This window comes from Vreelandella massiliensis (assembly GCF_900155385.1).
In the GTDB taxonomy this organism is placed as follows: domain Bacteria; phylum Pseudomonadota; class Gammaproteobacteria; order Pseudomonadales; family Halomonadaceae; genus Vreelandella; species Vreelandella massiliensis.
In genome coordinates this window covers 988,060-999,954 of record NZ_LT699745.1, presented here as the reverse complement: position 1 = coordinate 999,954, position 11,895 = coordinate 988,060, and the positions used below count along the sequence as shown (strand labels likewise).

Here is an 11,895-nt window from a genome sequence, read left to right as displayed (position 1 = left end):
GGTAAGGCTTTGTGCGGGAGCGTCTTATGTTTCATGGTGGGCTACTGGTCGCGGTATCGCTTTTATACATTGCGGTGCTTTTCGGCATCGCTTGGTACGGGGACCGCCGGGCACGCCTCCACGGTGCTAGCCGCCGCCGGCCAATTATTTACAGCTTGGCACTGGCTATTTACTGCACGTCGTGGACGTTTTACGGCGCGGTAGGCCAGGCCGCGACGGCAGGCTGGTCGTTTGCCAGCATCTTTGTCGGCCCCATTCTCACCTTCTTACTCTTTTGGCCAGTGCTGGCCAAAATGATCCGCGTCGCCAAACACCAGAACGTGACGTCCATCGCCGACTTCATCGCCTCGCGCTACGGTAAAACCCAGTCGCTTGCCGCCTTCGCCAGTCTCGTTGCCTTAGTGGGCACCCTGCCCTACATCGCTCTACAGCTAAAAGCCGTCTCCACCTCTTTTAACGTGTTGACCGAAGCCACGGACGTCACCCATACGCCGCTTTTCGGCGATACGGCGTTTTACATCGCCATCGTCATGGCGGCCTTCGCGATTCTTTTCGGCACGCGTCATACCGATGCCACCGAACATCACGAAGGGCTGATTCACGCCGTGGCCTTTGAGTCGCTGGTTAAGCTCGTGGCGTTTCTGGTGCTGGGGGCATTCGTCACCTGGGGTATGTTTGGCGGACTCGGCGAGCTGATGGGCTTCGCCGAAACCCAGCTGGAGCTTCAGCGCCAGCTGGCCAATCAGGATTTCGGCCAAGGCTTCTGGGCGCAGACCCTACTCGCCATGCTGGCGATTCTCTGCCTGCCGCGTCAATTCCATGTCGCCGTGGTGGAGAACACTCATCCGGACGACGCCAGCAAAGCGCGCTGGCTCTTCCCGCTTTATCTGGTCGCGATCGCCTTCTTTGTCGTGCCGCTCGCCTCGGCGGGCCTTTGGATGTTCGCCGACACGGCGGTGGAACCCGACGCCTACGTCCTTTCGCTGGCCATGGCCTCGGGCCACGATTGGCTCACGCTGTTAACCTTTATCGGCGGCTTTTCCGCCTCCACCGGCATGGTGATTGTGGCAGCGGTCGCGGTGTCGATCATGATCTCCAACGAGATCGTGATCCCGGCGCTATTTCGCCTGCGCTGGTTTGACACCAAGGCGCGCGACTACGGTCGCCTGGTGCTACGCGCCCGGCGACTGACTATTATCGCCGTGCTGGCGATGGCTTACGGCTTCTATCAACTAATCGCCGAGTTCACCTCGCTTGCGTCTATCGGCATGCTCTCTTTTGCCGCGGCAGCGCAGTTCGCTCCCGCCATCATCGGCGGACTTTACTGGAAGCGCGGCAACCGTTTGGGCGTCATCGCGGGAATGAACGCCGGCTTTGCCATCTGGGCCTATAGCCTGTTGATGCCCGCCATGATTAACGCCGGGGTACTGCCCAGCGATTGGCTGAACGGCGGGCCTTTGGGGTTAACGTGGCTGACCCCAACATCGCTGTTTGGCCTTAATCTGAGCGACAGCTTCACCCACGGCGTGATGCTCTCCCTGGGCGTCAATCTGTTCTGCTATATCTTCGTCTCCCAGGTAACCTCCCAGCGCGTCATTGAGCGCATTCAGGCGTCGCTGTTTGTCGACAGCGTGGAGACGCGCCAGACCTCGGTGAATCGCCCGTGGACGGGGGCAACAACGGTGGGCGATTTGAAAGTGCTGTGTGAGCGCTTTCTAGGCGCCGGCCAGGTGGAGCGCGCCTTCGATGACTATGCCAGGCGCATCGGCAAACCCCTGGAGGAGAGCACGCGCGCCTCTATCGACATCATCCAGTTTACCGAGCGCTTCTTGGCCTCGGTGCTCGGCGCCTCCTCCGCTCGCATCGTGGTCAACTCAGCCCTTCAGGGGCGCGGCATTGGCATTTCGGATGTGATCTCGATCGTTGACGAGGCCTCCCAGGTACTTGAGTTCAACCGTGCGCTGCTGCAAGCCACGATCGAGAACATCAATCAGGGCATCAGCGTGGTCGACCAAAACCTGCGCCTGGTCGTGTGGAACCAGCGCTATTTGGAGCTGTTCCGCTTTCCCGATCACTTGATTCGCGTGGGCGCCCCGGTGGATCGCATTTTCCGCTACAACGCCCACAACGGCGAATACGGCCCCGGCGACCCGGAAGAGCACGTGCAACTACTGCTGGATAATATCCGCGACGGTCAGCCCCACCGCTACGTGCGCTACCGTCAGGATGGCAGCGTGCTTGAGGTGCAGGGCAACCCGATGCCGGGCGGTGGCTTTGTCTATACCTACCAGGATATTACCCAGCAAAAGCGCATCGAAGAGGCGCTGATTCGCTCGGAAAACAACATCCGGATCTACACCGATAACGTACCGGCGCTGATCGCCTATTTCGATAAAGAGTGTCGCTACCTGTTCACCAACCGCGCCTACGAGCAGGCCTTCAATATTGACCGCAACGCGGTGATCGGCAAGCGCTATGAAGACGTCCTCCCCCTGCAACAAGCCGAGGAGCGCGCACCGTGGGTGGCGCGAACCCTGCAAGGCGAGCGCGTCAGCTTCGAGGTTTCGCTGCGCATCAACGGCATCATGCGCTACATGCTGGTGACCTACACGCCGCACTTTGGCGATAGCCAGTCGATTCTCGGTTTTTTTGCGCTCTATCAGGACATCACCGAACGCCGTCAGGCCGAAATCGCGCTAAAAGAGACTAACGAAACGCTGGAAGAGCGCGTGCGCGAGCGCACCCAAGCGCTCTCGGAAGCCAACGCGGCGCTGCGCCAGGAGAACCGCGTGCGCGCTGAAGCGGAGCAGGCCCTGCGCCAAGCCAAGCAGGTGGCCGAGGATGCCAACGCATCGAAAACCCGCTTTCTCGCCGCCGCGAGCCACGACTTACTCCAGCCGCTCAATGCCGCGCGGCTATTCACCTCGGCACTGCTGCACAACATGGGCGACGAAAACCATCAGCGCACCATTGGCCACATCGATAACTCGCTGCAAGCCGCCGAAGAACTGCTGGGCACGCTGCTGGATATCTCCAAACTCGATGCCGGTGCGCTAACACCAAGGCGCAGCCACTTCGCCCTGGCCGATCTATTCCGCCCGCTGCGCGCAGAGTTCGACGTCATGGCGGATGACCGCGGACTGGATCTGGATGTGGTCGCGACCCAGCAGTGGGTCGATTCCGACCCGCAAATGCTGCGGCGGATTATTCAAAACTTCCTCTCTAACGCGCTGCGCTACACCCAAGAGGGACGCGTGCTGCTTGGCTGTCGTCGCCGTGGCGATCGCTTGAGCATCGAGGTGTGGGACTCAGGCCCCGGCATTCCTGAAGCCAAGCTCTCGGAAATCTTTCAGGAGTTTCGGCGCCTGGATCAAGCCTCACGGCATAAAGAGAGCGAGAAAGGTTTGGGGCTTGGCCTATCGATTGCTGACCGTATGAGCCGTGTGCTGGATCACCCGATCAAAGTGCGCTCGTGGGAGGGGGTTGGCACCGTCTTTGCGGTCAGCGTGCCCATCGTCGCGGCCAAAGCAATCAGCGAGGCTGAGCAGGAGCCGAAGGCTCGCCGCGCCAGCAACAAACTCGCCGGCACGCGTATTGTCTGCATCGACAACGAGACACTGATACTGGAAGGCATGACGGCAATGCTCAGCGGCTGGGGCTGCGAAGTGTTTACCGCGACCAGCATCGGCGGCGCTAAATCGATTCTGCGTAATATGGACGGCGACCCCGACGCCATTCTCGCCGACTACCACCTCGATAACGAAGTGACGGGGTTAATGGCGCTAGAAGCGCTAAGTGAACGGTTGGAAGGGGCGGTACCAGGCATCGTGATCACTGCCGATAGGACGGAGGCGGTCGCCGAGGAGGTCAAGCGCGCCGGCTACCAGCTGCTGCTCAAGCCGGTGCGCCCGGCGGCGCTGCGTGCCCTACTGACACGCACGTTGCAAGCCAACCGGGCAGCGCAGAAGGACTCGGGGCGTCAGGAGCCTTAAGGAGGGCACCCTTCGACAGGCTCAGGGTGAACGGTTTTCCATATCGGCTTGCCGTACACCAAGCTCAGGGTGCGCCGTTTGGGGTTTCTTAAAGCGGCCAGCGGCGGCGCCGCTCAGGATTCCACCTTGGGCGGCTCCACTTCAAGCTTTTGCGCTGCGATCACGGCCTGGGTGCGCGAATGCACGCCGAGCTTACGCAGAATGGCCGTCACATGGGCTTTGATGGTCGCCTCGGAGACACTCAGCTCGTAGGCAATTTGCTTATTTAACAGCCCCTCGGTGAGCATGTTCAGCACGCGAAACTGCTGCGGCGTAAGGGACGCAATCGCCTCGGCAAAGCGCGTCTCTTCTTCGTTGGTCTCCTCAAGCACGCCCGCGAGCGCCTCCGGCAACCAGACTTCTCCGTCTAAAATTTCGCCGACCGCTTCGGCGATCAATTGCAGTGAGGAGGACTTGGGAATAAAGCCCGAGGCACCATAATCGATCGCACGACGCACCACATAGGGCTCGTCGCTACCGGAGACCACAGCAACAGGAATATCAGGCATCTGGCCACGCAGCTGAATTAGGCCCGAAAAGCCATGAGCGCCGGGCATGTGCAAATCCAGAAGAATCAAATCGGCGTCTGGATGACGGTTCACCACTTCCGTCGTCGCTTCCATGGTGTCAGCTTCAACAATTTCCGCCTGTGGTGCTAGTTGACGCAACGCTTGGGTCAACGCAGCACGAAACAGGGGATGGTCGTCTGCGACGATAAATTTGTGGGCGATTGCCATGGATGTTCCTCCGGTTCCTTAAGCAGCAGTCACAACACGCTACCCGCCGCGACGCTAGGGCATACGCTTGCAACGTATACATTGGCAGCATGGTACCCCATGCCCTTCTCTATTCCCAAGCCTCGCGTGCACAATTTGTCACATTAACTGAGATAGAACAGAAACAAGTGTGCCGGCTTGATAGCCGGCACACTGACGTTCGCAACGATGTCTTGCTGAACGCCTTCTCGCTAAACGATAAGGCGTTTGGGCATGGGTTACTTATTCACCCGGTGCTCGATCAACTCGTCGACCACGCTGGGGTCCGCCAGCGTACTGGTATCCCCCAAGCCATCGCACTCATTGGCGGCGATTTTGCGCAGAATACGGCGCATAATCTTGCCCGAGCGGGTTTTCGGCAAACCCGGTGCCCACTGGATCACATCCGGCGAGGCAATCGGGCCGATATCCTTGCGCACCCACTTCGTCAGCTCTTTCTTTAGCTCGTCGGTGGGCTCAACGCCATCGTTAAGCGTGACGTAGATATAGATACCTTGACCTTTGATATCGTGCGGGTAACCCACCACGGCAGCTTCGGCCACCGCATCGTGCGCCACTAGCGACGACTCGATCTCGGCGGTGCCCATGCGGTGCCCCGAGACGTTAAGCACGTCGTCCACACGGCCGGTAATCCAGTAGTAGCCGTCTTCGTCACGACGGCAGCCGTCACCGGTAAAGTACATGTTGTCGTAGGTGGAGAAGTAGGTCTGCACGAAGCGGTCGTGATCGCCCCAAATGGAGCGCGCCTGACCCGGCCAGGAGTCGAGAATTACTAGGTTACCGTCGGTGGCGCCTTCAAGCTTGTTGCCTTCGTTATCCACCAGCGCGGGCTTGACCCCGAAAAACGGCTTGGTTGCGGAACCCGGCTTCAGCGGCGTGGCGCCCGGCAGGGGCGCAATCATGATGCCGCCGGTTTCGGTCTGCCACCAGGTATCGACGATCGGGCACTTCTCGTTACCGATCACGCGGTAGAACCACTCCCACGCTTCTGGGTTGATGGGCTCACCCACCGAGCCCAGGATGCGCAGGCTTTCGCGCGTGCTGGTGCTCATGACGTCGTCGCCGTGGGCCATCAGCGCCCGAACGGCGGTTGGCGCGGTATAGAGAATATTGACGTTGTGCTTGTCGACAATCTCGCCCATCCGGCCGTGGCTTGGATAACTCGGCACGCCCTCAAACATCAGCGTGGTGGCGCCATTGGCGAGCGGGCCGTACACGATATAGCTGTGCCCGGTCACCCAGCCCACGTCGGCGGTACACCAGTAGACTTCGCCCTCTTGATAGTCGAACACGTACTGATGCGTCATGGCGGCATAGGTGAGGTACCCGCCGGTGGTGTGCTTCAAGCCTTTCGGCGCGCCGGTAGAGCCCGAGGTGTAAAGAATGAACAGCGGATCTTCCGCGCCCACCGCTTCGGCCTCGCACTCGGTGGACTGCTTATCAACCACATCCTCGAACCACAGATCGCGGCTCTCGTTCCAATCGATATCGCCGCCGGTGCGCTTAACGACCAAGACGTTCTTGCACACGTCGGTACCATCGCGGGTCAGCGCCGCGTCGACATTGTCTTTAAGCGGCACGTGCTTACCGCCGCGTACCGACTCATCGGCGGTGATGACGAGCTTGGAGTTGGCGCCGATAACGCGCTGCGCCACGGCATCCGGCGAGAAACCACCAAACACAACCGAGTGCACCGCGCCAATACGGGCGCAGGCCAGCATCGCCATGGCCGCTTCGGGGATCATGGGCATATAGAGCGTGACGGTATCGCCTTTGTCAATGCCCAGCTCTTTGAGCGCGTTCGCCAACTGATTGGTGCGCTCGTAGAGTTCACGGTAGGTGATGTGCTTAGCGTCGTCCGGGTCATCCCCTTCCCAAATGATCGCGGTTTGATCGCCACGTTTTTCCAGATGGCGATCCAAGCAGTTGGCCGCAACGTTTAACTCACCGTCTTCAAACCAGCGAATATCCACGTTATTACGGTCAAACGAGGTGCTTTTGATCTTGTTAGGGGCTTTGATCCAGTCAAGACGCTTGGCCTGTTCGGCCCAGAAGCCTTCCGGGTCGTCGATCGACCGCTGGTACATGGCCGCGTAGGTTTTTTCATCGGCCCAGGCTGTGGCGGCGATATCTTCGCGCACCGGATAGACGCTCTGTTGTTCACTCATGAAATTGCCTCTGTCCGTGGAAATGCACTCTCTATAGGAATGTAGCCGGTATTTTTATTTATTGCACCGGTACCACTGATGAATGTACCCCTAGCATAAACCTCCCGGCACGCCCTTCCCTTTAGACATTGGTATTAACATTTTTTATTTAAATAACAAAGACTTATACTGGATTTTCAGGCGTTTCGCAGCCACTGTAGACCAAGGTCTGAGCGCATTGACGGCAGCGATAGTGCCGCCCACCGCAGGCAAGCGCGTGGCGCTTGGCGGTAAAGGCATGCTCGCGACACGCGCACGCATAGCGGTAAGGCGCGCGCTGGGCGCGTTTTATATCAAAGCGGTGGGTGACATCGGGCGACAAGCCAAAAAGGTCGCGCATCACGGCTTGCCATTCCCGCCCGTGCGGTTTCAGTCGTGGACCATCCTGAAGATGAAAGACCAACCAGTGCGCCATTTCATGGGGAATCACCTGATCAAAAAACGCAGCGCGGTTCTCACTGAGCAGCACGGGGTTAAAGCGCAGCCCGCCACGACCCAAATGCGCCTGCCCGGCGGATGCACCTTTTAGATCAAACCACACCTTGGGCGGTGGCAACGCCGGATAGACCTCGCGACAGCGCTGCCACGCTTGATCGACCCGCGCTTTCGCCGCCTCGATAAGGGCCGGCTCACTCATGGCGGTAAGCGACGCTTCCGGCCAGGGAGGCAACGGCGCTGCTTTGGCTTGATCATAGCCATTTGATGATAAACTGCTCACACCCTACCCTTTGGATTTTCCTGCGATTGAGGCTCTGTATGTCACCGCGCGACACCGCCCCTGAAGCGACGCCCCCACAGCCACTGCTCGATGACGAACAGCTCGACCGGCTCGATGATTTTCTCGACTCCGAGCAGGTGGATGAGGACGCCCTCGACCTGATTTCCGCCCACGGTTTTTTGGTTGCGCTTGCCGTGGCCCCCAGTGAGTTGCCCGATGCCGAATGGCTCGCCGAACTCTTTCAAGGCGAACCGCGCTTCGCCAGTGATGCCGAGCGCGACGAGATCATCGGCCTACTCAATGCCCTGCGCGAAAACGCCATGGCCGTGCTTGAACAGGGCGGGCTGCCGGAGCTTCCGTTTGAACTCACCCTCGACGGCCTTCCCGCGGAAGAAACGCCCATTGGCGACTGGTGCGCGGGCTTCATGGAAGGCGTCTTCTGCGATGAGAGTGCCTGGTTTGCCGACGATGAGGAAGCCGCCGCCACGCTTTTGCTGCCGTTTATGCTGCTCTCCGGCTTGTTTGACAACGAGCCCGACATGGCCGAGCTTGCAAGCGACACCGCGCGCCAGGAAACCTTGGTGGCGCAACTGCCCGAGTTGCTGCTTGACCTTTACCTGCATTACCGCGTCCCCCCCGAAACCCCCAAGCCTAAACCGCGCAAGAAAACCCCGGCCAAGGGCAAAAAGCGCTAACGCTATTTAAGTCGCGTTACCCACCCATCGAGCGTGCCGAATAACCACTCTTTGGCGCGCTGCGCCCATGGGCGCGCCGCCCATGCGGCGGCATCCACTTCTGCGCTGGTGGCGAAGTTACGCTGGAAAAGATCGCGTACCTCCTCGGCGAAGTACGGATCATCCACCTCCTGGTTGGCTTCTAAATTCCAGTGCAGATTCCAGTGATCAAAATTGCACGAGCCAATGCTGCTCCAGGTATCCGCCAAGACAAATTTGGCATGGATAAAGGTCGGCTGAAACTCATAAATGCGCACGCCTGCCTTCAGCAGCGCGTGATAAAAACGCTGCCCCGCATAGCGAACGCCCGGGTGGTCATGCAGCCTGCCCGGTAGCAGTAAGCGTACATCCACGCCGCGCCGGGCAGCCTTGGCCAAACGCCGTCGCAGGGTAAAGGTGGGAACAAAATAGGGCGTGCAGAGCCACAACCGCTGCGAGGTACTATCCACGCGTTTATGCAGCGAGCGGCGAATCGCCTGATAACGATAGCCACGCCCGGCCATAGCGCGCCCGCGCATCTCGCCCATCGGGCGTTGCGCTTGTTCACGCGATGCCGGAAGCGTCATGGCGGGGGTGTCGCTGTCGTAATCGCGGGTTAAGCGCGATGCCCAAAGCTGGCGAAACAGCGTCTCCCAATCCGCCACCACGGGGCCTTCGGCGCGCACGGCGATTTCATACCAAGCGCTTAAAAACGCATCCACCGCGCCAAACCCCCCAATAAAGGCGCTGTCGCCATCCACCACCAGGATTTTGCGATGATCGCGGCTCAAATTCCGCGCCAGTGAATGAAACCCAAGGGGATTAAAAAAGCGCAGCGCCACGCCACCGGCGTGTAGCCGCCTGCGATCGGCGCTGGAAAGCCCCATCGCGCCGTAACCATCCAGCAACAGCGCCACGCACACGCCACGGTGAGCGGCTTGAATCAGCGCGTCGATAAACCGGTCGGCCAAGTCTCCCGACTCCATGAGATAAAGCTCAACCAACACATAGTGCTGCGCCTGCTCAATCGCGGTAAACATGGCGGGTAAAAACCGCTTGGATTCCGGCAGCAGTGTAAAGTGGTTATGCACATGCCAGCGGTGGCGCATAGCGGGCTCCCGACCCCTCTTGGCGAACGCTCGTCAACTTAGCGCCATAACGAACGGTGTACATACACATCATAGCGGCTCGTCTTGCCTTCGAGGGTGTGATGAGGCGCCGGCCCGTCGATTGGCGGCGCTTTGCGCGGGCGCTTGACCACGACCCGGTGAGTGGCCACTGCTAACGCTGCCGTTAAAAGCGCACCGGCATCGGCGTCGTCACCGGCCAGTTCGCGAAAAATACGCATCTCTTTTTTTACCAACGCCGATTTATCACGGTGGGGAAACATCGGATCGAGATGAACCACATGGGGGGTAAAACCGGCGCGGGCCACGATAGCCGCCAACTCTTGGGTGGCATCGCCTGCGCATAGCTGCATACGCGTGGCAATGTCGACGGTCTGCGCGTCTTCGCGCGCACGCGCCAAGCCGTCAGCCAGCAGCGCCGCAATGGCCGGCACGCGCTCAATGAGCAGTACCGGCGCGCCTAGGCTGGCCAACACGAAGGCATCACGGCCAAGCCCTGCCGTGGCGTCCACCACGTTAGGCGTCACGCCTTTGACCAAGCCACACGCCTTCGCCACCAGTTGGCCGCGGCCACCGCCAAACCGACGCCGATGTCCGGCCTTACCGCCGACAAAATCCACTTGCAGCGGCTTGCCGTAGCGAGCTTCATCGCCCACCAGCACCAGGCCCTCTTCGCGCGGCTCAAGCGCAAGCCCAGGCGGTAATGGGATGTCGCTATCGCTCATGCGGGCTTTTTCCAGGCAACGTCATTGCGCAGGTAGATCGGCTGGGCCTCATGCGCCGCCTGCCCAAGCCCCGCGTCAATGTCGCGCGCGGCGAGCCACGCCATCTCTTCAGCGCGAGGCTCTAAATCGCTTAGGTGCTGCGACATCGCCACCTGCACGTCCGGGTTAAACTGCTCCCAGAGTGTAAAGCCCGACCCCACGCCGACCCAGTCGGTATCGTGACCCGGTAGCGAAAAGCGCGCTGGCGGCAGTACCGCTTCATCGCTTTGGGCCACGACATTGCCATCGGCGCAGTGCCAGGTGGCGGCGTAAATTTCGCCCATCCGAGCATCCAGCGCGGTCACGACGTACCGGCAATGAAAGCGGCGGTGTGCCTGCAGCGCGAGCGCTTGTAGCGTGGAAATGCCAACAAGCGGGCACGCCAAGCCAAAGGCCAGGCCCTGCGCGGTACCCGCCGCGATACGCAGCCCGGTAAAAGAGCCAGGCCCGCGGCCAAAGGCGACGGAATCAAGCTGAGCGGGCGTCACCCCCGCCTCAAACAGCACGTCATTGACCATCGGCATTAAGCGGCGGGGATGCGCGCGGGGCGTCATTTCAAAGCGTGCAAGGCAGCTTTCGTGCTCCCCTTCACGGCGCAGCAAGGCCACCGAACACGCGCTGGAAGAGGCGTCTAGCGCCAATAGATGTAACGACATTCGATTACCCAGTGAAAGCAAATAAGCGCGATTATACCCGCGCCAGCGCTTAACGACGATGGCCCGCACAAGGCGGGCCATCGATCAAACGCTAACGCTTGCAACGGAGTGTCGCGACTTACTCGCTTAGCGCTTCTTTTACCTGGCGCGTGATCTCGTCGACGCTGCCCACCCCTTCCACGCGATGATATTTCGGCGCGGCTTCCGGGTCCTCTTTTGCCCACTGGCGGTAGTAATCCACCAACGGCGCGGTCTGTTCATGATAAACCGCTAAACGGTTGCGCACGGTAGACTCTTGATCGTCTTCGCGCTGGATCAGCGGCTCACCGGTCACATCGTCTTTACCCGGCTCTTTGGGCGGATTGTAATCCACGTGGTAGACGCGCCCCGAGGCTGGGTGAACGCGGCGACCGGCCAAACGGCTGACGATCTCTTCGTCGGGTACGGCGATTTCCAGTACGTGATCGAGCTTAACGCCCGCCTCTTTCATGGCATCCGCTTGGGGAATGGTGCGGGGGAAACCATCAAACAAAAAGCCATTCTCGCAATCCGGCTGGCTAATACGCTCTTTCACCAGGTCAATAATGATATCGTCCGAGACCAGGCCACCCGTGTTCATGATCTCTTTGACCTTAAGGCCGAGCTCGCTACCCTCTTTAATTGCCGTACGCAGCATATCCCCGGTGGAGATTTGCGGGATGTTGTACTGCTCGCAAATAAATTGAGCCTGAGTCCCCTTGCCTGCGCCCGGGGCGCCTAACAGGATCAAACGCATGGCACTGCTCCTTGAATGAAAAAGAAAAAATAAGATTCACGACAATACCCGCGCCAATCAGGCGACACAACTCCCCAAAAGCCTGAGAGAGCGGTTTTTCTCTGTTTTTTGCCGCTAAAACAACACGC

General features: G+C 59.8%; 9 protein-coding genes. 2 read left to right on the top strand and 7 right to left on the bottom strand.

Annotation, left to right across the window (positions count from 1 at the left end; all coding sequences use genetic code 11):
- Window positions 1-26 precede the first annotated feature (26 nt).
- Window positions 27-3,992 carry a hybrid sensor histidine kinase/response regulator gene (locus BQ9846_RS09310; RefSeq protein ID WP_075880709.1) on the top strand — a complete coding sequence of 1,322 codons (3,966 nt, stop codon included), beginning with the start codon at window positions 27-29 and terminating at the stop codon, window positions 3,990-3,992.
- A 113-nt stretch (window positions 3,993-4,105) separates the two neighbouring features.
- On the opposite strand, the gene BQ9846_RS09305 is transcribed toward BQ9846_RS09310, so the two are convergent.
- The 3 genes from BQ9846_RS09305 to BQ9846_RS09295 form a co-directional block, all read right to left on the bottom strand.
- Window positions 4,106-4,768: a response regulator gene (locus BQ9846_RS09305; RefSeq protein ID WP_075880708.1), complete on the bottom strand. Its 663-nt coding sequence runs from the start codon at window positions 4,766-4,768 to the stop codon at window positions 4,106-4,108.
- A 257-nt stretch (window positions 4,769-5,025) separates the two neighbouring features.
- The gene (acs, locus tag BQ9846_RS09300; protein ID WP_075880707.1) at window positions 5,026-6,975 is read right to left on the bottom strand and encodes an acetate--CoA ligase; all 1,950 of its coding nucleotides are present in this window, start codon (window positions 6,973-6,975) and stop codon (window positions 5,026-5,028) included.
- A 163-nt stretch (window positions 6,976-7,138) separates the two neighbouring features.
- The gene (locus BQ9846_RS09295; protein ID WP_083651606.1) at window positions 7,139-7,651 is read right to left on the bottom strand and encodes a SprT family zinc-dependent metalloprotease; all 513 of its coding nucleotides are present in this window, start codon (window positions 7,649-7,651) and stop codon (window positions 7,139-7,141) included.
- 119 nt (window positions 7,652-7,770) lie between these two features.
- Here BQ9846_RS09295 and BQ9846_RS09290 point away from each other — a divergent pair, with 119 nt between their 5' ends.
- A complete protein-coding gene (locus BQ9846_RS09290) occupies window positions 7,771-8,427 on the top strand; it encodes a UPF0149 family protein (RefSeq protein ID WP_075880705.1) in 657 nt (218 codons plus the stop codon).
- 2 nt (window positions 8,428-8,429) lie between these two features.
- Here the strand turns inward: BQ9846_RS09290 and BQ9846_RS09285 are convergent, their stop codons facing one another.
- From BQ9846_RS09285 to adk, 4 genes are all read right to left on the bottom strand, one after another.
- Window positions 8,430-9,554, bottom strand: coding sequence for a phospholipase D-like domain-containing protein (locus BQ9846_RS09285; protein ID WP_075880704.1), 1,125 nt, complete (start codon window positions 9,552-9,554; stop codon window positions 8,430-8,432).
- A gap of 38 nt (window positions 9,555-9,592) precedes the next feature.
- On the bottom strand, window positions 9,593-10,297 hold the full coding sequence (locus BQ9846_RS09280) for a class I SAM-dependent methyltransferase (RefSeq protein ID WP_075880703.1): 705 nt from the start codon (window positions 10,295-10,297) through the stop codon (window positions 9,593-9,595).
- The gene (gene tsaB / locus BQ9846_RS09275; protein WP_075881717.1) at window positions 10,294-10,992 is read right to left on the bottom strand and encodes a tRNA (adenosine(37)-N6)-threonylcarbamoyltransferase complex dimerization subunit type 1 TsaB; all 699 of its coding nucleotides are present in this window, start codon (window positions 10,990-10,992) and stop codon (window positions 10,294-10,296) included. Before tsaB ends, BQ9846_RS09280 begins: the two co-directional genes overlap by 4 nt.
- 118 nt (window positions 10,993-11,110) lie before the next feature.
- The gene (adk, locus tag BQ9846_RS09270; RefSeq protein ID WP_075880702.1) at window positions 11,111-11,767 is read right to left on the bottom strand and encodes an adenylate kinase; all 657 of its coding nucleotides are present in this window, start codon (window positions 11,765-11,767) and stop codon (window positions 11,111-11,113) included.
- Window positions 11,768-11,895 lie beyond the last annotated feature (128 nt).

Coding starts and splice junctions, on each gene's coding strand:
- BQ9846_RS09285 (WP_075880704.1), bottom strand. CDS start 9,554: ATGCGCCACCGCTGGCATGTGCATAACCACTTTACACTGCTGCCGGAA.
- adk (WP_075880702.1), bottom strand. CDS start 11,767: ATGCGTTTGATCCTGTTAGGCGCCCCGGGCGCAGGCAAGGGGACTCAG.
- tsaB (WP_075881717.1), bottom strand. CDS start 10,992: ATGTCGTTACATCTATTGGCGCTAGACGCCTCTTCCAGCGCGTGTTCG.
- acs (WP_075880707.1), bottom strand. CDS start 6,975: ATGAGTGAACAACAGAGCGTCTATCCGGTGCGCGAAGATATCGCCGCC.
- BQ9846_RS09280 (WP_075880703.1), bottom strand. CDS start 10,297: ATGAGCGATAGCGACATCCCATTACCGCCTGGGCTTGCGCTTGAGCCG.
- BQ9846_RS09290 (WP_075880705.1), top strand. CDS start 7,771: ATGTCACCGCGCGACACCGCCCCTGAAGCGACGCCCCCACAGCCACTG.
- BQ9846_RS09295 (WP_083651606.1), bottom strand. CDS start 7,651: ATGAGTGAGCCGGCCCTTATCGAGGCGGCGAAAGCGCGGGTCGATCAA.
- BQ9846_RS09310 (WP_075880709.1), top strand. CDS start 27: ATGTTTCATGGTGGGCTACTGGTCGCGGTATCGCTTTTATACATTGCG.
- BQ9846_RS09305 (WP_075880708.1), bottom strand. CDS start 4,768: ATGGCAATCGCCCACAAATTTATCGTCGCAGACGACCATCCCCTGTTT.